This window comes from Nostoc sp. CALU 1950 (assembly GCF_051172895.1).
In the GTDB taxonomy this organism is placed as follows: Bacteria; Cyanobacteriota; Cyanobacteriia; order Cyanobacteriales; family Nostocaceae; genus Nostoc; species Nostoc edaphicum_A.
In genome coordinates, this window is record NZ_JBDNJQ010000038.1 from 1 (window position 1) to 25,372 (window position 25,372).

The 25,372-nt window shown below is 40.5% G+C and carries 26 protein-coding genes; 12 read left to right on the forward strand and 14 right to left on the reverse strand.

The window, feature by feature from the left end; all coding sequences use genetic code 11:
- Positions 1-68 precede the first annotated feature (68 nt).
- The 4 genes from ABF638_RS12945 to ABF638_RS12960 all read right to left on the reverse strand — a co-directional run bounded on the left by ABF638_RS12945 (position 69) and on the right by ABF638_RS12960 (position 2,336).
- Entirely contained in the window at positions 69-329 is a 261-nt protein-coding gene (locus tag ABF638_RS12945; RefSeq protein ID WP_012412483.1) for a MoaD/ThiS family protein, read from the reverse strand.
- A gap of 270 nt (positions 330-599) precedes the next feature.
- On the reverse strand, positions 600-890 hold the full coding sequence (gene gatC / locus ABF638_RS12950) for an Asp-tRNA(Asn)/Glu-tRNA(Gln) amidotransferase subunit GatC (protein WP_435023095.1): 291 nt from the start codon (positions 888-890) through the stop codon (positions 600-602).
- Between the two features lie 77 nt (positions 891-967).
- Entirely contained in the window at positions 968-1,489 is a 522-nt protein-coding gene (locus ABF638_RS12955; RefSeq protein WP_069070822.1) for a photosystem I assembly protein Ycf3, read from the reverse strand.
- Positions 1,490-1,634: 145 nt separating this feature from the next.
- A complete protein-coding gene (locus tag ABF638_RS12960) occupies positions 1,635-2,336 on the reverse strand; it encodes an SOS response-associated peptidase (RefSeq protein ID WP_435023096.1) in 702 nt (233 codons plus the stop codon).
- A 200-nt stretch (positions 2,337-2,536) separates the two neighbouring features.
- Between ABF638_RS12960 and ABF638_RS12965 the strand changes: the two genes are divergently transcribed.
- Positions 2,537-3,148, forward strand: coding sequence for a glutathione S-transferase family protein (locus ABF638_RS12965; RefSeq protein ID WP_435023097.1), 612 nt, complete (start codon positions 2,537-2,539; stop codon positions 3,146-3,148).
- A gap of 126 nt (positions 3,149-3,274) precedes the next feature.
- Here ABF638_RS12965 and ABF638_RS12970 read toward each other — a convergent pair whose 3' ends face one another.
- From ABF638_RS12970 to ABF638_RS12985, 4 genes are all read right to left on the reverse strand, one after another.
- Entirely contained in the window at positions 3,275-3,502 is a 228-nt protein-coding gene (locus tag ABF638_RS12970) for a DUF167 domain-containing protein (protein ID WP_435023098.1), read from the reverse strand.
- Positions 3,480-3,896: a DUF2809 domain-containing protein gene (locus tag ABF638_RS12975; protein WP_435023099.1), complete on the reverse strand. Its 417-nt coding sequence runs from the start codon at positions 3,894-3,896 to the stop codon at positions 3,480-3,482. The genes ABF638_RS12970 and ABF638_RS12975 overlap by 23 nt, the downstream gene beginning before the upstream one ends.
- A gap of 206 nt (positions 3,897-4,102) precedes the next feature.
- Positions 4,103-4,654 carry a DUF2231 domain-containing protein gene (locus tag ABF638_RS12980; RefSeq protein WP_435023100.1) on the reverse strand — a complete coding sequence of 184 codons (552 nt, stop codon included), beginning with the start codon at positions 4,652-4,654 and terminating at the stop codon, positions 4,103-4,105.
- A gap of 33 nt (positions 4,655-4,687) precedes the next feature.
- Positions 4,688-5,428: an LmeA family phospholipid-binding protein gene (locus ABF638_RS12985; RefSeq protein ID WP_435023101.1), complete on the reverse strand. Its 741-nt coding sequence runs from the start codon at positions 5,426-5,428 to the stop codon at positions 4,688-4,690.
- Positions 5,429-6,234: 806 nt separating this feature from the next.
- Here ABF638_RS12985 and ABF638_RS12990 point away from each other — a divergent pair.
- From ABF638_RS12990 to ABF638_RS13005, 4 genes are all read left to right on the forward strand, one after another.
- Positions 6,235-6,801 (forward strand): HD domain-containing protein, encoded by a 567-nt coding sequence (locus ABF638_RS12990; RefSeq protein ID WP_435023102.1) that lies wholly within the window; start codon positions 6,235-6,237, stop codon positions 6,799-6,801.
- A 185-nt stretch (positions 6,802-6,986) separates the two neighbouring features.
- Positions 6,987-7,517: a hypothetical protein gene (locus ABF638_RS12995; protein WP_435023103.1), complete on the forward strand. Its 531-nt coding sequence runs from the start codon at positions 6,987-6,989 to the stop codon at positions 7,515-7,517.
- Positions 7,518-8,132: 615 nt separating this feature from the next.
- Entirely contained in the window at positions 8,133-8,969 is an 837-nt protein-coding gene (locus tag ABF638_RS13000) for a CheR family methyltransferase (RefSeq protein ID WP_435023104.1), read from the forward strand.
- 166 nt (positions 8,970-9,135) lie between these two features.
- Positions 9,136-9,915, forward strand: coding sequence for a hypothetical protein (locus tag ABF638_RS13005; protein WP_435023105.1), 780 nt, complete (start codon positions 9,136-9,138; stop codon positions 9,913-9,915).
- A gap of 216 nt (positions 9,916-10,131) precedes the next feature.
- Here ABF638_RS13005 and truB read toward each other — a convergent pair whose 3' ends face one another.
- Entirely contained in the window at positions 10,132-11,016 is an 885-nt protein-coding gene (gene truB / locus ABF638_RS13010; RefSeq protein ID WP_181929929.1) for a tRNA pseudouridine(55) synthase TruB, read from the reverse strand.
- Between the two features lie 259 nt (positions 11,017-11,275).
- Here truB and ABF638_RS13015 point away from each other — a divergent pair, with 259 nt between their 5' ends.
- Entirely contained in the window at positions 11,276-11,785 is a 510-nt protein-coding gene (locus ABF638_RS13015; RefSeq protein WP_435023106.1) for a hypothetical protein, read from the forward strand.
- A gap of 273 nt (positions 11,786-12,058) precedes the next feature.
- Positions 12,059-13,072 carry an alpha/beta hydrolase gene (locus ABF638_RS13020; RefSeq protein ID WP_435023107.1) on the forward strand — a complete coding sequence of 338 codons (1,014 nt, stop codon included), beginning with the start codon at positions 12,059-12,061 and terminating at the stop codon, positions 13,070-13,072.
- A 131-nt stretch (positions 13,073-13,203) separates the two neighbouring features.
- On the opposite strand, the gene ABF638_RS13025 is transcribed toward ABF638_RS13020, so the two are convergent.
- The 4 genes from ABF638_RS13025 to ABF638_RS13040 all read right to left on the reverse strand — a co-directional run bounded on the left by ABF638_RS13025 (position 13,204) and on the right by ABF638_RS13040 (position 19,348).
- Entirely contained in the window at positions 13,204-14,946 is a 1,743-nt protein-coding gene (locus ABF638_RS13025; RefSeq protein ID WP_435023108.1) for an ATP-binding protein, read from the reverse strand.
- 290 nt (positions 14,947-15,236) lie between these two features.
- Positions 15,237-15,710: a response regulator gene (locus ABF638_RS13030; RefSeq protein ID WP_435023109.1), complete on the reverse strand. Its 474-nt coding sequence runs from the start codon at positions 15,708-15,710 to the stop codon at positions 15,237-15,239.
- A 52-nt stretch (positions 15,711-15,762) separates the two neighbouring features.
- Positions 15,763-18,084: an ATP-binding protein gene (locus ABF638_RS13035; RefSeq protein ID WP_435023110.1), complete on the reverse strand. Its 2,322-nt coding sequence runs from the start codon at positions 18,082-18,084 to the stop codon at positions 15,763-15,765.
- A gap of 151 nt (positions 18,085-18,235) precedes the next feature.
- On the reverse strand, positions 18,236-19,348 hold the full coding sequence (locus ABF638_RS13040; protein ID WP_435023111.1) for a precorrin-8X methylmutase: 1,113 nt from the start codon (positions 19,346-19,348) through the stop codon (positions 18,236-18,238).
- Between the two features lie 286 nt (positions 19,349-19,634).
- On the opposite strand from ABF638_RS13040, the gene ABF638_RS13045 reads away from it, so the two are divergent.
- The 3 genes from ABF638_RS13045 (at position 19,635) to ABF638_RS13055 (ending at position 21,778) form a co-directional block, all read left to right on the forward strand.
- On the forward strand, positions 19,635-20,291 hold the full coding sequence (locus tag ABF638_RS13045) for a class I SAM-dependent methyltransferase family protein (protein WP_435023112.1): 657 nt from the start codon (positions 19,635-19,637) through the stop codon (positions 20,289-20,291).
- A 3-nt stretch (positions 20,292-20,294) separates the two neighbouring features.
- Complete coding sequence (locus ABF638_RS13050) at positions 20,295-21,518, forward strand: glutathione S-transferase family protein (RefSeq protein ID WP_435023113.1); 1,224 nt, start codon at positions 20,295-20,297, stop codon at positions 21,516-21,518.
- A gap of 107 nt (positions 21,519-21,625) precedes the next feature.
- A complete protein-coding gene (locus tag ABF638_RS13055) occupies positions 21,626-21,778 on the forward strand; it encodes a hypothetical protein (protein ID WP_435023114.1) in 153 nt (50 codons plus the stop codon).
- Here ABF638_RS13055 and ABF638_RS13060 read toward each other — a convergent pair.
- Entirely contained in the window at positions 21,746-22,780 is a 1,035-nt protein-coding gene (locus ABF638_RS13060) for an isopenicillin N synthase family dioxygenase (RefSeq protein WP_435023115.1), read from the reverse strand. The genes ABF638_RS13055 and ABF638_RS13060 overlap by 33 nt on opposite strands.
- Before the next feature lie 323 nt (positions 22,781-23,103).
- Here ABF638_RS13060 and ABF638_RS13065 point away from each other — a divergent pair, with 323 nt between their 5' ends.
- The gene (locus ABF638_RS13065; protein WP_435023135.1) at positions 23,104-24,141 is read left to right on the forward strand and encodes an NADP(H)-dependent aldo-keto reductase; all 1,038 of its coding nucleotides are present in this window, start codon (positions 23,104-23,106) and stop codon (positions 24,139-24,141) included.
- A gap of 60 nt (positions 24,142-24,201) precedes the next feature.
- On the forward strand, positions 24,202-25,323 hold the full coding sequence (locus tag ABF638_RS13070) for an aryl-sulfate sulfotransferase (RefSeq protein ID WP_435023116.1): 1,122 nt from the start codon (positions 24,202-24,204) through the stop codon (positions 25,321-25,323).
- The last annotated feature ends 49 nt before the right edge of the window (positions 25,324-25,372 follow it).

Below are 25,372 nucleotides of genomic sequence, written 5' to 3' on the forward strand. Positions count from 1 at the left end.
CTAACTCCTAACTCCTAACTCCTAACTCCTAACTCCTAACTCCTAACTCCTAACTCCTAACTATTGTCCTAGCCGCCGCTGACTGGTGGAATTAGCACGACTTCATCCCCATCTTGCAGTAGGGTATCTGGTTCAACAAATATTAGATTAATCCCAAAACGGGTGATATCACGCCATTGGGAGAGTTCAGGGTGTTCAGCTATGAGGCGATCGCATACTGCTTTGACTGGCATACTATTAGGAAATTCCAGTACCAGTTCCGAAACCTTAAAGGCTTCTTGATAAGCAGCGAACAATTTGACGGTAACAGTGATTGCAGATTTAGACATACAACATATCTTTGGCAGTACCACCAAGTGGTTAATACTTGAAAAGCACCCTGACTCTTGAGGTTTATTATACATTAATAACTTTGGTCATTAGTCATTGGTCATTGGTGCATAACCTGCCCTTGCGATAACAGTAGCTATGCTTTTATGGTGGGTGTAAAAACTTTGTCTTTCATAGGAATAATTCAAACCACGTTAAAAATTGGGCGTGGTTTCTCTTAGACAAATGACAAATGACTAATGACCAATGACTCTCGCATTGCAGTTTGATTATTCAGCATTGAGGATTTTTGGCACTTTGAAAAATTCGCCTTCTTGTTCAGGCGCACTGTTGAGAATGCTTTCGCGGTCAGGATAGGGTTGCAATTCATCCACCCGTGTGACATTGCTGACATCAATTGCCCGTGTTGTTGGCAACACATTACTGACATCAAGTTCATTCAGTTGTTCGATATAGTCCAGAATACTTCCCAACTGGGTAGTGAATTGTTCTTCCTCTTCTGGAGTCAATTCTAAACGAGCAAGATTAGCTACTCTGTGAACTTGTTCTTGGTCAATCATGTTTTTTTTAGTTAGGAGTGAGGAGTGAGAAGTTAGGAGTTAGGAGTTAGGAGTTAATAATTCCTAACTCTTCACTTTTAGAAGAATACGTCAATTTGCGATCGCCCGGTGGTTTTCAGCCAGTTTTGAGCTTCGATGTAGTTATTGGGAGCCATGCGAATCGCTCGAATCCAATAGTCTGCGGCTTGGTCAAAGAGTGCTTCGCCAGCCTCGTTATCTCCAGATTCTTTTTCCTTTTCGCCTTGGTAATGGTAAATCACGGCGATGTTATTCAAGGCTTGGGGCATACGTGGGTTTAACTCAACTGCCTGGTGATATAGTTCTAAAGCCTTTTCGTGGTCGCCATTGCTGGCATAGATTAGCCCCATATTGTAGAAAATATAGCCGCGATCGTTAGTATCTTCCTCTAGTGTTAGGGCTTCTTCATAGTATTCCAATGCCTCTGCATATTCCCCTTCCGCTTGGGCAGACATCCCATCTCGATAATAAACAAACGCTTCTTTAGCTTTTTTGTTGGTTGGCAGGATCTTCAGGATGATATCTGCCATCACTGTAAAGGATTTGTCAACAAAATTATCGTTCTTTTGTGTTCTTGGCATATTTGTCTCTGGGTATTGGGGACTGGGGATTGGGGACTGGGGATTGGGGCATTGGGGAATGGGGCATTGGGCATGGGTTATTCTCTATGTCCCCCTCATCTCCCTCATCTCCCTCATCTCCCCAATTCCTTAGTTCACTCAATAGCTAATTTAACTGATTTGCGGGTGCATTCTTCTCACTTAGGGGTATGATACATTCCGCACTATTATGCCGAGAGTTGTTTACCAAGGTGCTAACTGGATAGGCAACCATTGCTGGCGCTGGATAGGGACGCAATAGCTGCTGTAGGGTTTGGGGCGTTTGCACTTGCGAATCTAGCCATAAATCGTAATCTTGTGGCTCCAAAACCACTGGCATCCGCTCGTGGATGGGTTGGAGTAATTCGTTAGCTGCCGTTGTCAAAATTGTACAAGAGATTATTTCCTCGTTGGCAGGCGAACGCCATTTCTCCCACAAACCTGCAAAGCCGAAGGGTTGCCCATCTTGGAGACGAAAATAAAACGGCTGCTTCTTACCTTCTTGGCGTTGCCACTCATAAAAGCCATCAGCTAGCACTAAACAGCGTCTGTGCTTAAAAGCCGAGCGAAAAGCGGGTTTTTCGGCAACAGTTTCTGCCCTCGCGTTAATCAGCTTTGCCCCCATTCCTGCATCTTTCGCCCATGACGGAATTAACCCCCAATGCAACTGCTTAAATTCACGCTTTTCGCTTTCGGGATTTTGTAACACTGTTGCCACCATTTGCGTAGGTGCAATGTTATATTCGGCTGCTAAATCTGGAACTGACTCTACATGGAAAACTTGAGATAATCCTTCTGACGACTGGTTTAGAGTAAATCTTCCACACATACTTTTATTCTCGACCGTTGACTGTATTAAACATCTCATTCTAGAAATAAATAATAATTTTTTTTATTTTCTCGGATAATTTTATGTAGTACGCTCAGATGCTAAATATTAAAAAAAATATCCGGTTTTGGGAAAATCTTTTGGTAAGATATTGTATTTTGAACCTTCAGTTATCAACATATTCCTAACTGCATTTTAGCATGAAACTACTGCGTCTGTACGATTTTTTACCTTCTGGCAATGGTTATAAGATACGTCTTTTATTGACACAACTAGGTATGCCTTTTGAGAGAATAGAGCTTAACATCTTGAAAGGCGAGACTCGAACACCAGAATTTTTAAGTAAAAATCCCAACGGTAAGATACCTGTTCTGGAAATCGAGCCAGGGAAATATTTGGCAGAATCAAATGCCATATTAGTGTATCTAAGTGAAGGCACAGAGTTTTTACCTTATGATCGCTTTTTACGAGCGCAAGTGCTGCAATGGTTGTGTTTTGAACAATATAGCCTTCAGCCTTTTATTGCTAAATCAAGATTTTGGATTTCTATTTTAGGTAAAACTGAAGAATATAGTGAAGCTATCAATCAAAACCGTGAACCAGGTTATGCAGCACTAAACTTGATGGACAAACATTTAACTTCTCACACTTTTTTTGTAGGGGAGCGTTACACAATCGCTGATATCGCCTTGTTCGCCTACACTCATGTAGCTGATCAAGGTGGGTTTGATTTGACACAATTTCCTGCTATCCAAGCGTGGATAGAAAGAGTCAAAGCTCAATCAAGGTATATCAGTATTACACAAGCATAAAAATTAGATTTTGTGAGTTTCTGTCTCTCGTTTCTTGGTTCTAGTAGAGCATTTACTGGGTGAGATATAGCCTCACATTCTTCAAGAGGTAGAAGAGTTTTCAAAAAAGGTGTTAGTAAGCAGCAACTAAGTACCTGTATCAATTTCTAACAGCTTTTGCCGCGAGGACAAACCTGACTTAATTCTGATATGAGATTTGGGTAAATCAAATTTCTCTGCTAGTAGTTTAATTAACTCTTCATTAGCCTTACCATCAACTGGGGGAGATTTTAAATACACAGTCAGACTGCCATCAGGTTGTTCTTCAATCTTTTGCTGTTTTGAATTAGGTTTAACCTTGACTTTTTTTTGCATAACCTATTCCGTGTAATTGTCGCAGCCACAACCAACCTAAAACACAACCCAATACATAATGAGGAAAATCCCACCAAACAAAGGTGGTGCCAAGTAACAATTTACCTATCAAGGTGGCGCGAATCTCCTCTAATAGTGGCGGATGCCAAAGTTGCAAGAATTCTAGTATACAGGTGATGACAAAAACCCATATAGGAATTTGAATTATCGCTGCCCGACTTCTGAAAAACCAAAATGCGAACAGACACCAAAATATTTCGTAAAATACAGCTGCTCCGTAGTCATTAAACCACTGATCAGCAGGCCCATTATAATACTTAAACAAAAAGCCCATCGGTATAACGATGAGCACAGAAAGAATAATAAATATTGTTTGGTTACGGTTTTGGCGCATTTTCTACAGACTAGAGACTAAGCAAAATTTTAGCCTCTACTATAGGAATCCGCTTTGATTTCTGAACTGATTTGCGTAGGCAGGGAATAGGCAATAGGCAATAGGCAACAGGAAAGAAGGCTTCTTAGTTGTACTGAGTTTTTTCAGAAATCAAATATGAGTCCTATATCCCTTTGTCAATAATTCGTAATTTGGGATATTACACGTTAAGGATATCTTCTGCTACCTGCACCCACCACACCAATTTTGTGGCGATAGGAGAGTTCGGCACCGAACCACCCCGAAACACTAGTTAGTGTACCGACAATAAGCGAGATTAACAGTCCCCAAGGTAGTATTCGGGACTCAGCGTCGCCCCAACGCAGGAGAAAGTTGATGAGTGATAAAACTAAAATAGAAACGTTAAGTATCAAATGCGTCCAACCTGCGGTACGCTTGCGGACTCGTTCAATTTTCAAAAAGTCGCTGAGGCCGATCGCAGATGCAAGTACGCCTCCAGCTAATCCGAGTCCGATTAACCATAACGAAGCCCTAGCCCAAAAGAAGTCACCAGTTAACCAGTAGCCGATATCACTTCCCAAGGCGGCGGCTAAAAAGGCTATGGGAAAGATGACACTCAATGGGTGTAGAGGATGTCCTGCGATCGCAACTGTGCTAGGTACACCAGTATCACGATACTCACTGTCGTTACTTTCAATAACTGGTGGAATATTTGGAAAAGGTGTTGAACTTGTTTGCGTTGTTTCTGTTGTTTCCATTATTAGTATCCTGAATTTATTAGTGTCCTATTTTTAACCGGAAGGAATTTGTTCAACATAAGCTTCAGCTTGTAGAGTTAGTTTGCCTAATTCTACGTTTAGCTGCTTAACTTGCAAACTGATTCCTTCTAAATCAAAGTTACTCAAATTCAAAATTTCGCTAGTTTGATCTATCAAAGCTCTTGTCAATTCTGGCGATATTTCTTCACTTTCACCATACTCAACATTTTCCAGAGCTACAGTTTTTCCATTAGCACTGATCGATGGTACTGCGGAAAAAGCAATTTGCTGATTTTCACCTGTTTCTACTAGTCTTATGCTGGCATTTAGTGCTACTTTCCGATCACCCGGTAATCTAAAGTCCACATGTTGAGGCTCAATAGTCCTCAGTTGCCCGTTAATATGTATTTTTTGACTTCGGAGTTGCGATCGCACATATTCTGAGTTGAAGGCACGATTAATATCAGCTTCGGTTAACACAACCTTTGCATTAGCTTCAGTAGGTTTAGTGAGTTCAATTTTGCCAAAAGCCACACTTAAAGGATTAATGGCAACATTAGTCATTTTCATTTCTAATTCCTCCGTGCGGAGGTCTTTCTGCATAACCAAACCTTCACCATCAATCGTAACTGCATCCACCTGTCCCTGAACTAGCTTTAACGGATCAGATTTGATGTTTACATCTAAATTTTCTACTTCATCTAATTGGCTAGATAATCCTATTTCGGCTGCTTTATTTAGCGCCTGCTCTCCTAATCCAGGACTGTCTGGCATTATTAAATTAACTCCTAATGAAAACATGTATATCTTTGAATCAATTTAATTAAATAAGCTAAAATTTTTATCTATCTGGCGATGGAATATAGATTGAAATTTTGTCTATCCAAAAGTAGAAGTAGGGTTTTTAGGGCGTCGATAAAGAATTGATTATCATCAGATTTACTCAAAATAAAGATTAAACACTTAATAGATAAATAATGTATCTATTTTATAACTTTAGCCAAAATCTTTTTAATGCAAGCAAAATTACACAAAATCAATAACGAAAAAACGAATTTGTTCGCGCAGTTTTTTACAGAGAATGACACATAATTATATCAAATATATAATTAATCACAAGATTTTTTAGTATGAAATTCATGCTAAAAAATTACAACCTATTTTTAAATATAATTTTTATTTATCCAATTGTCATATTCATTTGATATGAGTTACGTAGGGATAGCAAACTGTAGGCATAACTTTTAAAATAATTTTTTCAACGTAAATTTGAACCAAAATACAACATGGTTCACTGCTGAATATTTCCATAGATGAATATTGAGTAATTGAACCATCCCGACGATAAACGAAATCTTATTGATCTTTACTATCAATTAGTCATCCTAATTGAATATCATTAGCAATATGTTTTTCCATATTGGCTCTGAGTTTTGCCAAGCTATCATTTTTAGACCGAATTTCAATTGCAAAGTCGGGTGCTAAGTTAATAAATTTGCGACCTCTTCGCCTGGAGCAGTTTGTTATAAAATTGACATAAACCCTTTATTTTGTGGAGTTCTCCTGACTCCTTTTATACAATGCTCTCAGAACGCTTTACCGCAGCCCTGACTTATGCCACCCAACTGCACGCTAACCAAGTTCGTAAAGGTTCAGGTGTCCCCTATGTTGCCCACTTATTAGGTGTCGCCAGTATTGCTTTAGAATACGGGGCAAATGAAGATGAAGCGATCGCAGCCCTCTTACATGATGCGATCGAAGATCAGGGTGGCGTCGCAACACGGGAAGAAATTCGCCGCCGCTTTGGTGACAATGTAACAGCAATTGTAGATGGTTGTACTGACGCTGATACAACTCCAAAACCCCCTTGGCGACAGCGCAAGGAAGCTTATATTGCTCATATTCCTACTGCTTCTCCATCAGTTCTGCTTGTGTCATTAGCAGATAAACTATACAATGCCCAATCTATTCTTAAAGATTATCGCGTTTTAGGTGAATCACTTTGGGAACGTTTTCAGGGGCGTAAAGAAGGAACTCTTTGGTATTACCGGGCGCTTGTAGATGCCTTCAAAAAGACTGAAAGCACTGTAATCATTGACGAATTAGAACGGGTAGTTGCACAAATTGAGGTATTAGCATCTTCATAAAAAACTTTATTTACCGAGAAGTAGAAAAAAAATTCATAGGAACTAGACAAAAAGCCTTTTTACAGACACGATATAGTCATATCTCTCACAGATAAATTTTTGCTTTTAGGTTCTCTCTCTAGATAAAAAATCTCTCTCTCGGTAGATAGGTGTACTTACATGATTATGGCTGCTATTTTACCAATATGACGATAGTAAGACAAAACACCCTCAATACAAACGTAAATTCTTCAGTAAGTCCTCCAGAAAAATTGGCAGAAAAGTATATTGAAGCAGAGCGTATGCATGATGTTCTGCTTTTACTGCAAAACTTGATTAACAGTGAAGAAGCCACTGTAAAACTAATTCTGGGTTGTCTCTATGATGTTGGTTCAGTCAATCTGATCAACCAAAAGCTTCGCTCAAAGCCTCTAAACAGGGTGATGAAATTAATAGCCAGAATGTCCAAACCAGTTTTTAGAACTTTAGCTTTTAATTGGTTTAAGAAAAACTGTCCCCAACTGATTACTACTTGGTTACATACGCAGGTGTCTTTTGGAAATCTACCAAATATACCCCAACAAGTACCAATCGAAGTTACAGAACTACAACCATATTCCATACCACAGACAGAAAATCTGAGCCAAGAGATTAAAAATCTGCGTTACCAAGTCAGATGGCTAGCTGGGATTGCAATAATTGCGATCGCTGTTTTAGGAGTAGCAGCACTTGGTTAAACTGAAACCCATAAGTAGCAACGCAATCAAGTTTAATGGATTCAGCAAGCTACTTTAGACATAAAATCTATTTGGGTTTTACCGTAACGCTAAATTGTTTGTAAAATCTTCTCTATTTCTTCTGCTGCGGCTAGCTTGCTTCTTTGCAGGAGTATCTGTACTTTATGTAGTTTTAGTGCATTTGCTACACTAGCTTACTTAGAGCCTGTTTGTAAAGTAAATATTAAGTAGGGTGTGTTATTACTGTGTAAGTATTTGAGGGTTTGAGAAAGTCTAATTTAGCCGTAAGGCATCATATTTTTAGGTGCGTTACGCGCTGCTTTAATGCAACTGAAAATCTAAGGTTTACTTTATAAATGGTCTCTTTTCTGTAGAAGTAGGCGAGTTGTTATCATTATTTTTTATTATGACCTATCTAGGACTGCTGTATGATTTAATAATTATTAATTGATAATTCCTAATTGATGCTAATGAGCAACTAAATTAATTTATGGAAATGACCAAAAACTCAGCATCCTTATTTCAAAAAGCCTATTCATGCCTGGAGTAATAATTACAAATTACGTTAGCACAGCGTTAGCGACGTAGGAGCGTCATTACAAATTACGAATTATTATGCCTCTGCCCAAACCGATCTTAGAGGACATCGAAATACATCTGCTTTTGGAAGGGGTGTATCAGTACTATGGTTATGATTTTCGGGATTATGCTATTTCCTCACTTAAGCGCCGCATTCATAGCTTCATGCAATTAGAGGGGTTAGCAAATGTTTCTGCATTACAAGAGCGGTTACTCCACAACCGGGCCTATTTGGAACGATTTTTGCTTGCTCTGACCGTGAATGTAACATCAATGTTTCGCGATCCCAGCTTTTATAACACCTTCAGAAATCAAGTTATCCCCTTCTTACAAACCTATCCGTTTATTCGCATCTGGCACGCTGGATGCTCTACTGGTGAAGAAGTATACTCAATGGCAATTTTACTGCAAGAAGAAGGACTTTACCACCGTTGCCGTATATATGCTACTGATACGAATGAGAAGGTATTACAAAATGCCAAAAGTGGGATTTTCTCCCTGAAATTGATGCAGGAATATACTCAACTTTATCTAAAATCTGGTGGCAAAAAGTCTTTTTCAGAATATTATACAGCAGCTTATGACAATGCTATTTTCCGAGCATCCCTAAGAGAAAATGTTGTTTTTGCCCAGCACAATTTAGCAACTGACGGTTCTTTTAATGAGTTTAATGTCATCCTTTGTCGTAACGTTCTCATATATTTCAATCAGGTACTTCAAAAGCGGGTACATGAACTGTTTTATAATAGCCTCTGTACCTTTGGTATTTTAGGTTTAGGACGACAAGAATCCATCAGGTTCACCCCTTATGAGCAATACTATGAGGAGATAATCAAAGGCGAGAAAATATATAAGAAAATTGCAGGTGGCTGAAGAGAATGCTCTGATAGGGTAAAATAAGCAGCGCCCTGAAAATTATCAATAAAATTGCGTTTGCTGTCAAAAGACAGTCTGTCAAACATTTTTAATTGTGTTCAGAAGACAGATATAGCAATCGCTTAAGGTAAATTACACATTAACGTCTTAAAGGAGATTGTCGATGCAACTTCTCGAATGTCCTCCTGTTGCAGTCATTGCTGGAGAAAATGCCGTTCACGTTTCTCAACTACCTTCTATATGGCAAGACATTGCTAGAGGAACCCCAAGTATCGGACTTTCCCATCCCCAAGACTATGTTGAGATGGCACAGTTGTTCTTATACAAATTAGAACATGGCGATGTTGACTTATTTAGCGATCGCCCCCAACTAGCTCACTTGATACCGTCATTTTCCCAGCTATTTGCACAACTGGCATGGGAAACTCTTGACTTTTTTGGGCAAGACTTTCTCAAACACAGCTATCCGAACTTTGCAGAAATTCTCCATGATGTGGAGTCAAAGGGGACAGATTATGCTGATGAAGTAAAAGTGGCTCGTATTGGCATAGATTTGTTCAACGAGTTTGGTTATGAATTACCAGCAAGTTTCTACCATGTGCATCTAGCACCAATTTACCGCGATCATGTTTTTGAAGAACGTGCCTTACGATTTGATAAACGTGATATCGAACACAAACGTTCTTGGGATGCCATACTCCATGCAGGTAAGGTATTTGCTATCCAGATGAAAGTACAAAGTATTGCTTCTAAATACGGTTTTACTTATCAACATGGCTGCGGTTGCAACTCTCATCTATCTTCTATTGATGTATCTCGTGGGGCGTTTGAATATGAGTTGAGTCCCGAAAAACGTCAGCGATGGATTCGCAGTTTCATCTGGACTGCTTGGTATGAGTATGCCTTTTTTGCGATCGTACCTAATACAAGTTATTTGGTTTAACAAGAAAGAATTCAGAAGTCAGGAGTCAGGAGTCAGAATTGAATTATGTGCAACGGTGGATAGCGCAAGGGTAGCTAGTCCACCCTTACAGTTAACAAAGTAAGCTAGCTACACGCAGTGTCTAGAGAACATCTTGATTCTTACCGGAGCTAACGGAAACGTCTCCGGCTCCATTCCTAAATTCTGAATTCTGAATTCTGACTCCTGAATTCTTCTTCAAGAAATTGGTTCAAAAACCATTTGAGGAATCAACACTTCATCTTGTAATTCTCCAACACCCAAAAAGCGAGTCTCTTCTTCATAAACTCGCACCATCCCAGTAACATCAGAATTTAGAGAAACTCGCTGACCTTGACACCATTTTTGAGCAGATGTTGCTGGTAAAGTAACAGACAACAAATGTTGCAAGGCTGCATCAGGGGCAAAAGGTTGAAATGTCCCGGCTTGCAGTTTAGTTTCTAAGTCGCTCAAAGTGAGACTATCTGTTAAATCGAAACCACTGCTTTGGGTGCGGATTAAAGCCGCAAGAGTGCCACCGGTTTTTAAGATTGCACCTAAGTCACGAGCGATCGCTCTAATATATGTACCAGATCCACATGCGATCGCCACATCCAATTCGGGAAAATCTCCTTCTCTCCAGTCCAAAATTTCTATGTGAAAAATTTCCACTGTCCGCACTGGAACTTCCACTATTTCACCTTTACGTGCTAAATCGTAGAGGCGTTTACCATCTACTTGAATTGCACTGTAACTCGGTGGTATTTGCTCAATCTTGCCTTCAAATTGTGCCAGTACAGTTTTCACCTCTGCCAAACTCAATCCAGCACAAGGTTGAGAATTGATGATTTCACCTTCTAAATCATCGGTTGTAGTACGCACACCCAGGCGAATCGTAGCCTTGTAAGCTTTGTTTTCTGGGAGATATTGCAATAGTCTTGTGGCTTTACCAAGTGCGATCGGTAAAACCCCTGTAGCGGCTGGATCTAAGGTTCCCGCATGTCCTACACGTTTGAGGCGCAATAATTTTCGCACCCGCGCTACGCAGTCGTGGGAAGTCCAGTCAGATGGTTTGTTTAAGTTGAGAAAACCTTGAAATAACACAAAATCAATACTTACAGCTTCTAAACTCTATTAAATACTCATTTAATGCCCAAAGCATTAATATTTGGTAATCAAGGCTTAATTAAGCATTAATTTATACACATTAACTAGGTTAAATACATTCTCTAAGCACTTTACCGAATAATGCACAAAAAGCGCAGATAACGCCGAGTATGTACAGTAAATACCACGATGTCACTTATAAGTGACAATACATATTATTGTAATCAATAAAGAAATTTTATATAAAATTAATAAAATGAAAAAAACAATCTTCACTACTACATTAATTCTTTGTTCTATCTTGATTGCAAGTTGTGGCGATGGCAATACTGCTTCTCAACAAAATCAAGTTAATCAAGCAAAGACTGCAACAAGTACTCCAGTTAATTCTGAATCTATTTCTGCAAATAAAGAAAAGATAGATAATATCGAAGCTAGCAAAAATACTAGTAATTCAACATCAAATGAAAAAACACCTATTAAAAATAATAAAACTAATGAAGTTCCTAACGATAAACCGACATTGGGTACTATCAAAGAGATGCAAAATGGAGACTTAAAATGTTACGTTACTGTTATCGACGAAAATGATAAATTACATGAAGGTGTCGGTGCAACATTTGATGTTTGCGAACCAGAGAAATACGTCAATAAAAAAGTACGAATGTATTATCAGATAGAAAACGTCAGTGATTGCCAAAGTTCTGAGCCTTGCGGGAAAACAATCAAAGAATGGCTAATTAGCAAGATAGAAATTCAAGATTAAGAATCACAAGATTTATTGTTAAACGCACCGCGGCACTCCCTACCCTCAATCTACTCATAGGGTAGGGGTTGGAGCAGATGACAACGATTGCACCTTTGACTAATATCGACCTATTCTCGCTACAAGAACAGAGGTCACAACCCCTTCTCCTGCAAAGATGCTGCGTGAACTGGGAATTCAAGATAAGGTTCGCAGACTCAGCTAAAACTGGTTAAGATTTCAACTTTGCCCTTGATAAAATAAGTTGATATCTGTAAATACGACCGGGAATCAATGAAAACTGGCATTCAAAAAACAGCAGAAATCCTAGAGCAAGTTCACCAATTAGAATCTACACTGGGTCTAAAGAATGAAGCCTGTCGTTCCAAATTTTTGATTCACCCTGACTTTAGATCAAAAGTTTTTTTATTTTTGCATGGTTTTACAGCAGGCCCTTACCAGTTCGAGCCGCTCGGTAAAGCCTTATTTAACACCGGGTATAATGTTTTAATTCCTTTACAACCCGGTCATGGACGCTCCGGTGACTGGAGGCATCAAAACCCTCCACCTCTGCCAACAGATATTAAGATTTATCAAGAATTTGTAATTAAATGGTTAGAGATTGCAAAAACGTTAGGTCAAGAAGTTGTGATTGGTGGATTATCGACTGGTGGAACTTTAGCTGCTTGGTTAGCTTTAGAGCATCCTCAAGAGGTTGATTGCACCTTATTGTTCACGCCTTATTTAGGTAGCCGCTACTCACTATTCGATTTACTTATAAAAATCTTGCCAATTTACTTTGAATGGTTTAACAAAGATGCACCTGGTAATTTTGGTTATAAAGGTTTTCGTCTTAAGGCATTACGGATATTTCTTGAATTGGGATATCAGGTTTTAGAAAAGGCTCAAGGCTGTGTTTCTGCCCCTATCTTAATGGTATGTAGTGAAGCAGATCATGCTGTTAGTCGCTCGAAACAGCAAAATTTTTTCCGAAGAGTACTTAAGCAGCAACCAAAATCTTGGTATTACTGTTTCGATGATTCACTTCAAATTGAACACCGAATGATGACGAAACTGGAAGACAATGATTATGAGGAACTGATAATTACCCTTGCGAAAGCATTTGTTGAGAGTGATTTGACTTGGCTAGAGTTTGAGCAAATGGCAACGCGGATCACGCAGGGACATGCCTATGACCAAATCATGCGAGAACTCAACTTTGATAGGCAAGTTTCTCAACAGCTGTCTGCAATGATGACTCAAGCTTTTGGCTGTGAGGATCTCAAATGCATCAATCCAGATTCCTAGTGAGCATCCCAATTTTGCAAAAAAACAAAGAGACTCAAAAAATATGTTTAGTCCAGTATGGGCATTAGTCGCTTTCGAGCGATCGCTATAAATTTCTGCCGCAGATATGTATAAAAACAACGATCATTTCGTCAGTGTTTAGATGCGTTTGCCCTGATTGGGAATGCCTTCGGTAAGCTAACTGTAACTTTAGTTCCTTGCCCCACTTCACTAGACAAGGTAATATTACCACCATGTAACTCAACACAACCTTTAGCGATCGCTAGCCCTAAGCCTGTACCAGGAATTGTGTCAACATTACTTCCACGACTGAAGGATTGAAACAAATTTTCTTGATCTGCTATCGGGATACCAATTCCCTGATCTTTGATGTAAAAGATTACTTCTGATTCTTTACTGATGAGGTGAAATTCTACAGTACCTCCATCTGGAGAGTACTTAATTGCATTGGATATTAAGTTAATAAAAATTTGCTGTAAAAGTCCGCGATCGCCCCAAAATTCCTGGTTTTTCCCAGTAATTTTAAAAATCAATTCGTGGCGATCGCCTGCTGTTTCTCGTTCTTGTTCTATGAGGTCGGAGAAAAAATGTAGCAAATCTAGTGGGATTGGTTTAAACTTGGGTTTTTCTAGTTCAAATTGGTTAACCAGAAGCATATTATCCACGAGTTTGGACATATACCTTGCTTTCTGTTCAATAATTCCCAAAAACCTCTGTTGTTTAGACTCATCTAGTTGCTGACTATGTTTTACCAAAGTTGATGCAGCAGCCAGAATTGAAGTTAGCGGCGTTCGATACTCATGGGAAACCGTTGCAATGATTTGGGATTTAAATACATTGAGTTGCTTTTCTTTAGCAAGGGCTGCTTGAGTTTGGGCTAACAATTCCGCCTGTTGAATAGCGATCGCTAGTTGCACTGATACTTCATTGAGCATTTGGGCATCATCAGTTTGCCAGTGTCGTTCCCCAGAATTATGGTGAGCAATCAATAAACCCCAAAGCTTGGGCGTTGGGTTCCCATTATTACTCAGATTAATCGGAACTACCAGATTTGCCTTAGTATTAAATTGCTCTTTTAGGCTGACACAATTACACAAGCCAAGCTCATAAATATAAGGGATTGGGGATTGGGAATTGAAAGGCAGAGGGGCAGAGGGGCAAAGGGGCAGAGGGGAAAGACCTACTGCAACTTCTCCCCTGCTCCTCTGCTCCCCTGCTCCCCTGCTCCCCTGCTCACCAGTCCCCGCCCCAATGCGATCGCACAATTCGACAGTGCGGTATGATTCAACTGATGAGGCAACTATATTACCGTCTGCATCTGGGGCGAACTGATAGACCATCACGCGATCGCACTTCAGAAGTTGCTGTACCTCGGCTACAGCCGTATTCAAAATTTGCTCTAAGTTAAGAGACTGGCGAATTCGTAAAGCAGTCGTGGCAATTAGGCGCTGTCTATCTTGAGTTTTCTGGAGTTGAGCTTGCAAGCACGATTGCTTAATGGCATTGCGGACTGCTAGTTGCAGCACATCCTGTGTCAAATGTTGCTTGACTAAATAATCCAAAGCACCCCGTTTCATTACTTGCACAGCAACCTCTTCATCGCCACGCCCTGTCAACATAATTACGGGGACAGAAGTCTCAAATATCTCCTGCTGCATCTGATCGAAGAGTTCTAACCCACTCATATCAGGTAGGCAAAAATCCAGCAGAATGACATCGCAGCGGACTTTTCGGCACAAAGCAAGTCCATCTTCGGCACAATCTGCCTCCAAAATCTGGTAGGACTGGTGCGGATCTTTCAAAAGATACCGACGATAGATTTTTCGATCTGCGGCACAATCATCGATGATGAGTAGCGTCCGTATGTCCAACATAAGGTTATGAGGATCAGGGAGCCATATAGATCCCTTTTATCCAGATTGTGTTTTTATTGCATAATTCTAAAAATAATATAAAATAAGTATAAATAAAATCTAAATTCTTTAGTAATTCTAAAGCAATACAAGCAGTCGAGCATCAGTAAAAAACAAGAAAATGGGGAAAACACATCTATCAGAGACAAGCAGACACAGTGACTCAAAGAGGAAAATGTCGCTGTGTCCTCTGAGCCGTCTCCTTAGTTATCCCATTGTCCCTACTGCCTCATCAGCAGAAAATAAACAAATTAATCCAAGACGGGCGGCGTGTTGGCTTCAAGCCAGTAATCCACAAATGCCTGGATCGTCTTTTTTAATTCCTGAGCATCCATCGGCTTTACCAGATATCCATTTGCGCCCTTTTGGTAGCACAATTCAATATCCTTGGGGTTAGATGATGTGGTAAAAACAACGATGGGAATTCCCTTGAAACTCTTGTCTTGCTTGAGCCGATCTAAAATGTCACGGCCATCAATACCTGGCAGATTGAGATCGAGCAAGATCACAGAGGGTCGTAATGCTACTTTAGAGTTAGGTAAGTCTTCGCCCTTAGCGTAGGCATCTTTCCCCAGTTTATAGAGGAACTCTAAAACCTCATCTCCATTAGTACAACGGTGTATGGGGTTTTGGACAGCCATGCGCCGCATGAGGCGTTGCAGCATCCGAAAATCTTCATTGCTGTCCTCAACAACGAGCAGCGGTTCATGAAGTTTTTTTGTCATTCGTGGTCTTAAAAGAGCTTAACAAAAATACATATTTAGCCATTATCTTAAACTATTCCAGCGTAAAATAGAACATTGAGCCAACGCCGAGGGTAGATTCAACCCAAATTTTACCGTTGTGAAGCTCAACAATCTTCTTAACAATAGCTAGTCCAGCACCCGCTCCTCCACCGTATTTTTCCTGGGAATGGAGCCGCTTAAATAATCTAAAAATGGTTTCTAGGTGATGCTGTGGAATTCCAATACCGTTATCGCGGATATAAAAGATTGGGGATTGGGGATTGGGGATTGGGGATTGGGGATTGGGGATTGGGTTAAGAAAACTCTTCCCTAGTCGCCAGTCCCTAGTCGCCAGTCCCTCATCTAAGTAGCCAATCTCAACCCATTGATCCGCTTTATCGTTGTATTTGAAGGCATTACTAAGCAAATTACTGAAGACTTCATTAACGAGAACTCGGTCACACTGAACTGTTGGCAAAGGCCGAGGAATGCGAATATCCATCAGCCCAGAGTCTTGGCGACTAGCACGAAAGACTTCAATTACTTGGGTGAGTAATTCGTTGAGGTTAGTTGCTTGCTCTCGCAGGTGCGCTTGTCCTAACTGTGAGAGTCGCAGCAAAGCATTAATGAGAGTTTCCATGCGTACAGACAATGAAACTACTGTTTGCAAGCACTCAATACCTTCATCATCTAATAGTTGACCATAGTCTTCTAGCAGCACTGTCGAGAAGTTATAAATTCCCCGCAAAGGTTCCTTGAGGTCATGGGAAGCGGCGTAGGCAAAGGACGCTAGTTCTTGGTTGCTGCGCTCTAACTCCAGGTTGATTTTAGCTAACTCATCCGCCTTTGAGAGTACAATACCAACGATCGCATTATTGAGAGCGATCGCACTATCAAGTTCACAAGCTTTCCAAGGTAGAGAGGTTAATCTAACCGTTTCTTGCCATTGTTCAAAAGATTTTCGTGGAGATAAAGTATGGCTACCATCTGCCTTGGTTTGAATGGATTCCTGTGGATTTCCAGCCCAATGTACCGTTTGGAGAACTTCAGGACGAAACCAAAGGATGTAATAGCGGCGAACTTTAGAAATCCGCAGTAGCAGTAAACCACTAGCAGTATCTTTAAATCTCAGCGCCTCTGGGTAAAGCTTCGGCAGAGAATCAGTGGAAAACAAGTTGTCACTAACTTGGGTATCCGCCCATTCAATGAGCGCTCGAACTTCATCAATATTTGGTGTTGTTCCCACAAGGGTAATTTCATTATCCAGACAAACTGCCGCTCCAGAGGCACTAACAAGATCGAGCAAGCGGATTTCAGGTTTAATTAGAGCATCGATAAAATTGTCTGCTTGGGAAATAGATTCAAGGAACTCGGACTGTAGCGATTTGAGTTTTACCTTATAATCCCATTCTGAGTGACTAATTTTGTGCGCTAATTCTGAAGAGACGATTTGTCCCAAAAATTCGCACATCTTGCGGACTTCGTAAGAAATATATTTTGGTGTTTGATGGTGACAGGATATTAATCCCCAAAGCTTCTGCTCTTGAATGATCGAAATCACCAAAAGAGCCTTCACTCCCATATTTTGATGATATTCTGCACAACACCAATCAAAACTCCGTAGCAGACAGTAGCTTAAGTCAATATGCTGATGTGTTGTCGGGTTTTCCGTTGGAACTAGTTTGACAGGTTCGACAGTCAAATCGGGGAGAAATCGGAGAAAGCAGCGCGTGTATAACTCTCTAGCCTGAGCCGGAATGTCTGTAGCCGGATAGTGGAGTCCTAAATAAGGTGATAAATCTTCCCGTTTGACTTCTGCAACAACAGAACCCGCTTCTGACTGGTCAAATTGATAGACCATCACCCGATCAAAACCAATTATTTTTTGGACTTCTTCAGCTACCAAATGCAAAAATTCTATCAGATTGGATGTGCTTTGCATTTTTGCGATCACTTCACCCGCCAAAGAATGGAAGCTTAAGAAACTCAACTCCGATTTTGAGTCAGTCGGTTCTAGCTCCAAAATCACAGCCTGTTCTGTACGATGAGCAATAGCGTCAAAGTATCGTTCACCATGTAAGGTATTTATTAATACTTTAAAAGCATTAGCACTGCCAATTTTTTTCACCAAGCACTGCTTAACAGTTTCCACTTGCAAAGAGTTAAGTAAATCGCTCAAAGGTTTACCAAGTAAATCTTCTGGCTCTTTGCCCAAATATGCTTGGGTATTGTTGCTAACTTGCAGTATCTCTAACTGAGTACTGAGTGCTAGTAAAACTCCATGAGGTTGAATAGAGCCAGGTCTGTGAATAGGTTTGCGATCGTGGTTAGTCAGGGCTGTTGCTTGGGCTGTAGTATATTCAGGCTGGCTCATAACTGAACTTATGTAAAGCTGACTTTTACAATAGCGCAATTAAATGTGACATTTCTTTAAAGTATATGCCGATAAGTTATGAATGCGATCGCATCTCAACTGTACTTATTACGGTTATTACCTTAAAGAGCAAGAAATCTTTGTCTATTGTTCAGCACTCATTTAGATAACAATGACAATCTGGCTTATCAATCAGTGATTCCACCAAAGCATTTAGGGTAGTTGCAGCTAAAGCGCCACCTCCCAAAGTTCCTTCAACTGTAATATAAGGTATCCCTTGTTGCATCAGTTGTCGCTTGGCTGCGGGAGCATGGCTAAAGCCAATGGGCATTCCTATTACTAGTGCAGGCTGAATTTTCTGGTTAGCGATTGCTTCACAAATTTCTACAAGTACTGAGGGAGCATAACCGACTACCAGCACACAACCCGGACTTACTTGCTGCAATTTTTCTCGCCATTGTCGATGTTGCCAAAAAGCGAGTTCTGCTTCTGTGGCGGTGGTAATATGAGGGTTATCAATCAAGGTTTCAATGCGACATCCCAAGTGAACTAATCGGGTTTGATCTAAAGCAGCAGCAACCGTTTGGGTATCGACAACAATTTGACAACTTGAAGATAGAGCTGCTCGACTAGCTGCGATCGCACCTCGACTCAATTTGACAAAGGACACCAAACTGACATCGCCACAAGCCAAAACCAACTGAGAAATTAGGTGTTGTTCAATTTCTGAACGGTGAGACAAATCAGGTAGTAAACGTTGTAGCGATTCAGTAAAAGCTTCTGAATGGGTATGAATTTCGGCATCCAAGCCACTCCACAGATTTTCCAATCCCCCCAATCCGGCTTGGGTTTCGACATCCAGTAACTTGAGTTGTGCCAAAACTTCCGCCTGGATAATTTGACAATGGCGATCGCGCCCCAATAATCCTTCTAATGCTGATGCAGTTTGCCGCAGTTGAGAAATTTGTTGCATCACCGCCCGATATTGTTGCTGGAGTTGTCCCATGAGGTTAGCAGTTGTATCCGCCTCTGGTTCCACCTCCAAAATATTGCGGATGTGGTTTAGCTGAAACCCTTGCTGCTTCAATGCTACAATCCGTTGCAACCGGAGAATATCTTTTTTGGTATAGAGACGGTAATTGCTAGGCGATCGCACTGGTTGCGGTACCAGTCCCAATTGATGGTAATGGCGCACCATCCGCGGAGTTAAACCGCCTCCTACTGCATCAGTGAGTTCTTTAATGGTTAAGCAATCAGCATTCATGAGACTTCTTGCAGAAGTGGGGTAAAGGGGAAGGGGGAAAGGGAAAAGGGATGGAATTTTCCCTTTACCTTTGACTTTTGACTTTTGACTTCCGCCTTGCGGTACTAGCTATCTATTATACGGAAAATTCCCGTATAACCACTCGATTAGAAGTGATTATACGGAATAAGACTTGATTTTATATAAATTTCTGTGATACTCTGCCTCTAGATACAAACTACAGTTACTTGATAAAATAACCGTAGTTTATGAACATACAGTGTGCATCAAACGGGAATCACCCCCTATGCCAAAAGATTGGTATGAATGGCACGATCTCTACAACACTGAGCCAAAATTGCGGCAGCGTCTAGAAATCGTGCAGGAATATATTGCTTATAGCTTAAATGCGTCTCCATCTGGTGCTATCCGAATAGTGAGTGTTTGTGCGGGTGATGGACGAGATTTACTAGGAACTTTAAAAAATCACCCCCGTGCGAAAGATGTTTCTGCACGACTGGTTGAAATAAATTCAAATTTAGTTGAGCGTGGACGAGCAACTATAGAGTCTTTAGGTTTAGCCAAGCAAATTGAGTTTATCAATGATGATGCAACTCTTGCTACTAACTATGTAGGAGCAGTACCAGCAGATATTGTGATTGTGTGTGGTGTCTTTGGCAATCTAGCTGAGGAAGCTGAACTCAATCGGTTATTAGATAACCTGAGTTTTCTGAGTAAACCAGGTGCTTTTGTCATTTGGACTCGTGGACACTCCAACGGTATTACCTACTCTGACAATGTACGGAAAATTTTAAGTGCATCTGGATTTGAAGAAGTAAACTTCAAGCTTACCGCTACGGGAGATATGGGTGTTGGTCTTCATCGATACAGGGGTGAAAACTTGGCTGCACCCAAAGAACAACAGTTATTTGTGTTTTCCGGCATTCCTAGTAAAGCGAGGTAAAAAATGTCTATTCAAAACACAGTGTCAACTTGGGAAGAAGTTTTAGAAACTGCTCAAAAAAATACCTCTGCGCGTAGGGTAAAGAGGACAGGACAATCTCCTTCTACTGCACCAATACCCAGCAGTTTACATAAACTTCCCCCAAATACAGAACCGCCAGTCTTGCTTTATCGAGATACTAATTCCTGGTGTCCTTTCTGTGAACGAGTTTGGTTTGCTCTAGAAGAAAAGGAAATTCCCTTTGCAACGGAGTTTATTGATTTAAGTAATAAACCTAAATGGTACACTGACCTAGTTCCTACAACCCTTGTCCCAGCAGCAAAAATTGAGGGAAAGTTAGTATATGAATCTAAAGATATTCTCTTGGCTTTAGAAGAAAGGTTTCCACATCCAGCATTATTACCTGAGAATTCAGAGGAAAACGCTGTTGCTAGGCAGTTGGTTGAGGAAGCTGAGACTAATGGTTTTAGAGAGATTACTTACAAATTTCTGAGAGAAGCACCTGTAGATGCTGATGAGTTGGCAAACTCACAAGCAGCATTTGAGGCAAAGTTAGATGAACTTGAGCAAGCTTTGGCTAAATATCCCGGCCCTTACTTTGTAAGTACATTTAGCTTAGTTGACATTCTGTATAGCCCCCATCTAGATAGATTGGCGGCTAATTTACCTGTATATCGGGGATATCACCTCAAAGGAAATCCTCGCTTTCCTCGCATTAATGCTTGGTTTGATGCACTTAATCAGCGTCCTGCTTATCACAGGGTGAAATCGGATAATATCACCAATAATTTACTGTTGCGTCGCAGATGGGGTGTTGAACCGATTGGAAATCCTTTACCTCTGGATGTGGCAGATAGTGAGAAAATTCAATATCGCGCCGAAGCCGCTGAGAGATTGAGCGATAATCGGGAAGTTGCGATCGCAGATGTTATCAAAAATTCTGGAGTCCAAGCTTTAGCCGCAGATGGTGACTTTAGCACAGTTAAGGACGCTGTTGATTTTCACCTGCGACAACTGGCTGATTATCTTATTCATGGCAATGGTGCAACTTTACCGGGTGGAAGGACTGGTGGTAAAAATAGCAGCATTGATCCTATCTTCGCTGCTGTGGGTGCTATTACTTTCGCATATTTGAGAAATCGCATCTGCGCCCCCCGTGATATGAGTGCTGGTGCAGCAACAGCGTTTCGATCTGCGATCGATAAATTATTGACTTCTGTTTATTAATTTTGTGGGCGTTGACTCATGCAGAGACGCAGCGAAAAGTTGGAGCGCTTCTGAATTCTGACTCCTGAATTCTGCCGTACTGTAGAAGCTTTATTGAGGAAAGGAAATTGCTAACAGTCAATAGTGAAAATGAACTAGAATTAACTGCTGATGTACTGGTAATTGGTGGTGGATCTGCCGCTGCATGGGCAGCCTGGGCAGGGGATTGGGGATTGGGGAGTGAGTTTTTATTCAGCACTTTCAAGCACTTTTTGACGTAGTTCTGGAAATACTTTGGAGACTTTATTCAATAGATATTCGCCATAAGTGCCGCGAAATTCGTGAACACTGGCTTTATCCCAGCGATCGCTTTTATCATCATTAACGACTACATCATTTAGTTCAATGGGTTTGACTTCAACGTTAAAGTTGGGATCAAAGAAGAAGGGAAATGATAGGCGATTACTCGTTGATAAGTTCTGAACGCGGTGGGGTGTTGAGCGATATAGTCCTCGTGTCATGCGATCGAGCATATCCCCAATGTTGCATACTAATGAACCAGGAATAGGAGGTGCATCTATCCAACCAGACTTGGACTTGACTTGTAATCCACCGACATTATCTTGTTTAAGTATAGTTAATACACCGTAATCTGTATGTTCGCCAACGCCCCATTCAGATTTAGGTAATGATGAATTAGAAGGGTAATTGAAAATCCGAAATAATATCAATGGATCTTTTGTATAACGGTCTGCAAAGTAGGACTTTTCTAATCCCAAACTTAGGGCAATACCAGCCATTAGCGTGTGTCCCAGTTTGGTCATTGAGTATATGTATTCAAGTACTGTTTCCCTAAATTGGGGAATGTTGGATGGAAAAAGATTGCGGCCGTGCATTGGTGTACCAACTTTCACAAGTGGATGGTCTTCTGCTAGTTCTCCACCAAAGTAAATACCTTCTTTTAAGTCAGGTCTACCTGATGTCAACTCGTTACCCACGGGGAAATATCCTCGCCATGCTCTACCACCAAGAGCCATACGAATCTTTAGTTTAGTTTCTACATCCTGCGCGAAGAACTGTTGACTTAGATGTTCTAATTGCTCTTGTAGTTGTTCATCAACTCCATGTCCGATGATATAGAAGAAACCGTAATCTTGGCACGCTTGTCTGATTTGGTCTGCAACGACTACAGAAGAAGAGTTGTTAGTTTGAGAAATCAGCGCACTAATATCAATGACGGGAACTTTTGAAAACTCTTTGTCTACAACTTGTAAGATTGTCATGTTCAGGTTCTCCTATTCGTGTGTAGCCTAATAACTAGGTTACACAGAAAATTATATCGATAACCAACATTATGGTTATCGCAAACGCCTACAAAAAATTAGCCTATTGTTGACATTTGTCAAGTATCAAAATAGATGTTTATTAAAATGATTTTGTGAATTTTGTTTTAAACACAAGTAAACTGATGTACATACCGTAGTATTATCTAAATAATTATCATTGGTTCTCAAGAGAAAATATTTCACAGCAGAAGCAGTAATTATTAAGCAATGCAAACTGAGCAATAAAAATTCTCAATTCAATAATGAACATATCCCAAAATATGCAGTATAACCAAATAGGCAATAGTGACCTCCAAGTTTCCGACATTTGCCTTGGCACAATGACTTATGGGCAACAAAATACTATAGAAGAAGCCCACCAGCAGCTAGATTATGCCATTAGCCAAGGAATCAACTTCATTGATGCGGCTGAGATGTATCCAGTACCAACCAGTGGTGAAACTTATGGCTTAACCGAAACTTATATTGGAGAATGGTTAAAACATCAACAGCGAGATCAACTAATAATTGCTACTAAAATTGCAGGGCCGGGTCGAGGCTTTAAGTGGGTACGTGGTGGAGCAAAAGCAATTGATCGGGATAATATCAAACAAGCTGTAGATGATAGTCTTACAAGGTTACAGACAGACTATATTGATTTATATCAAATCCATTGGCCAGATCGTTATGTACCTCGTTTTGGACAAACAGTTTTTGACCCCACTCAGGTAAAAGAAACAGTTTCCATCACTGAACAACTAGAAGTTTTTGCTGATGTCATCAATGCAGGTAAAATTCGCTATATCGGCTTAAGCAATGAAACCCCTTGGGGCGTTGCCCAATTTAGTCACGCAGCTAAACAATTAGGATTACCTAAAGTCGTCTCAATTCAAAATGCCTACAATTTAATCAATCGAATTTTTGATGGCGCACTTGCAGAAGCAGTTTATTACGAAAACGTTCCTTTATTAGCTTACAGCCCTTTGGGATTTGGCTATTTAACTGGTAAATACCTTAACGACAAACCAGAGAAAGCAAGAGTTACTTTATTTGAAAACTTTGGTCAGCGATATTTAAAACCAAATGTTAGCAAAGCAGTAGCAGCTTATGTAGAAATTGCCAAACGCCATCAAATAAGTCCTGCACAATTAGCGATCGCATTTGTCAGGAGTCGTTGGTTTGTTGCTAGTACGATTATTGGTGCTACTACACTCGAACAACTTAAGGAAAATATAGACAGTATCAATGTAGTTCTCGACAAAGATATCTTGGCAGAATTGGACGCAGTTCATACTCAATATCCAAATCCAGCACCATAAGAGTGCTGAGTAGTTATTTTCCCCAGTCCCCAGTCCCCAATCCATAATCCCCTTAAAACTATGACGATCGCAACAGCATCAGTTGACCAAAATACTATTCGTCGCCGTGGTACTGGTTTAAGAGCTTATAATCCTGACAAGGCATTCAAGGGTTATACACTTTTTACACCACTTACAAGCAAGGGAGAAGTATATCTTCTGAATCTAGAAGGAGAAGTAGTACATCAATGGAATCTGCCATATTCACCGGGTTTATATGCTTATCTTTTACCCAATGGCAACCTTTTTTATAATGGTAAGACACTAGATGTTCCGCCACATTTTCCTTTGTGGGCTGCCTTTAAAGGTGGCGTTGTCTTAGAAGTAGATCCCAAGGGAAATATTATTTGGGAATATAAACATCCAGATCATCATCACGACGGACGCAGACTACGCAACGGTAACACGATTTTATTAGCTATTGAAAAGATACCTCAATCTTTGATTCCTCGTATCAAAGGCGGTGTAGCGGGAACAGAAGCAGACGGTGATATCTATGCTGATGTACTTTATGAAGTTACTCCTGGGGGTGAAATTGTTTGGACTTGGCACGCCCACGAACACTTAGATCCAGATATTTTTACTATCACTCCCCAAGATCAACGACACGAATGGACTCATGGCAATACTGTAGGCGAACTCGCTGACGGCAATATTATCGTTAGCTTTCGTAACATCTCTACCGTCGCAATTATCGATCGCAATACAGGAGAGATTATCTGGACACTTGGAGATGACGTTTTAGCACAGCAACACTTTCCTAACGAATTAGCTAACGGCAATATCCTAATTTTTGATAATGGCGCACATCGTCGTCACACTGCGCTGAATTTCTCTCGTGTGATTGAAGTCAACCGTCAAACGAAAGAAATAGTTTGGCAATACACTGACAACCCACCTCAAAATTTCTTCAGTTCGTATATATCAGGCGCACAGCGTCTAGCGAATGGCAACACTTTAATTACAGAAGGTGCTTTCGGTCGGATATTTGAGGTGACAGTTACAGGAGAGATTGTTTGGGAATATGTTAATCCTCACTTTGCTGTTCGGAATCTTGGAGAGAAGTCAGCAGTAGCTAGTGGAGAGCAAAATTCAGTATTCCGCGCTTTTCGGTATGCGCCTGAAGAAGTGCCTTGGCTCTAGTTCAATTTTAGATTTTGAATTGAATTAATTTCCAAAGCTAATAAACCAA

Bases quoted from the DNA above. Each gene is read 5' to 3' on its own strand.
- ABF638_RS12945 (WP_012412483.1), bottom strand. From the start codon at position 329: ATGTCTAAATCTGCAATCACTGTTACCGTCAAATTGTTCGCTGCTTAT.
- gatC (WP_435023095.1), bottom strand. From the start codon at position 890: ATGATTGACCAAGAACAAGTTCACAGAGTAGCTAATCTTGCTCGTTTA.
- ABF638_RS12955 (WP_069070822.1), bottom strand. From the start codon at position 1,489: ATGCCAAGAACACAAAAGAACGATAATTTTGTTGACAAATCCTTTACA.
- ABF638_RS12960 (WP_435023096.1), bottom strand. From the start codon at position 2,336: ATGTGTGGAAGATTTACTCTAAACCAGTCGTCAGAAGGATTATCTCAA.
- ABF638_RS12965 (WP_435023097.1), top strand. From the start codon at position 2,537: ATGAAACTACTGCGTCTGTACGATTTTTTACCTTCTGGCAATGGTTAT.
- ABF638_RS12970 (WP_435023098.1), bottom strand. From the start codon at position 3,502: ATGCAAAAAAAAGTCAAGGTTAAACCTAATTCAAAACAGCAAAAGATT.
- ABF638_RS12975 (WP_435023099.1), bottom strand. From the start codon at position 3,896: ATGCGCCAAAACCGTAACCAAACAATATTTATTATTCTTTCTGTGCTC.
- ABF638_RS12980 (WP_435023100.1), bottom strand. From the start codon at position 4,654: ATGGAAACAACAGAAACAACGCAAACAAGTTCAACACCTTTTCCAAAT.
- ABF638_RS12985 (WP_435023101.1), bottom strand. From the start codon at position 5,428: ATGCCAGACAGTCCTGGATTAGGAGAGCAGGCGCTAAATAAAGCAGCC.
- ABF638_RS12990 (WP_435023102.1), top strand. From the start codon at position 6,235: ATGCTCTCAGAACGCTTTACCGCAGCCCTGACTTATGCCACCCAACTG.
- ABF638_RS12995 (WP_435023103.1), top strand. From the start codon at position 6,987: ATGACGATAGTAAGACAAAACACCCTCAATACAAACGTAAATTCTTCA.
- ABF638_RS13000 (WP_435023104.1), top strand. From the start codon at position 8,133: ATGCCTCTGCCCAAACCGATCTTAGAGGACATCGAAATACATCTGCTT.
- ABF638_RS13005 (WP_435023105.1), top strand. From the start codon at position 9,136: ATGCAACTTCTCGAATGTCCTCCTGTTGCAGTCATTGCTGGAGAAAAT.
- ABF638_RS13015 (WP_435023106.1), top strand. From the start codon at position 11,276: ATGAAAAAAACAATCTTCACTACTACATTAATTCTTTGTTCTATCTTG.
- ABF638_RS13020 (WP_435023107.1), top strand. From the start codon at position 12,059: ATGAAAACTGGCATTCAAAAAACAGCAGAAATCCTAGAGCAAGTTCAC.
- ABF638_RS13025 (WP_435023108.1), bottom strand. From the start codon at position 14,946: ATGTTGGACATACGGACGCTACTCATCATCGATGATTGTGCCGCAGAT.
- ABF638_RS13030 (WP_435023109.1), bottom strand. From the start codon at position 15,710: ATGACAAAAAAACTTCATGAACCGCTGCTCGTTGTTGAGGACAGCAAT.
- ABF638_RS13035 (WP_435023110.1), bottom strand. From the start codon at position 18,084: ATGAGCCAGCCTGAATATACTACAGCCCAAGCAACAGCCCTGACTAAC.
- ABF638_RS13040 (WP_435023111.1), bottom strand. From the start codon at position 19,348: ATGAATGCTGATTGCTTAACCATTAAAGAACTCACTGATGCAGTAGGA.
- ABF638_RS13045 (WP_435023112.1), top strand. From the start codon at position 19,635: ATGCCAAAAGATTGGTATGAATGGCACGATCTCTACAACACTGAGCCA.
- ABF638_RS13050 (WP_435023113.1), top strand. From the start codon at position 20,295: ATGTCTATTCAAAACACAGTGTCAACTTGGGAAGAAGTTTTAGAAACT.
- ABF638_RS13060 (WP_435023115.1), bottom strand. From the start codon at position 22,780: ATGACAATCTTACAAGTTGTAGACAAAGAGTTTTCAAAAGTTCCCGTC.
- ABF638_RS13065 (WP_435023135.1), top strand. From the start codon at position 23,104: ATGCAGTATAACCAAATAGGCAATAGTGACCTCCAAGTTTCCGACATT.
- ABF638_RS13070 (WP_435023116.1), top strand. From the start codon at position 24,202: ATGACGATCGCAACAGCATCAGTTGACCAAAATACTATTCGTCGCCGT.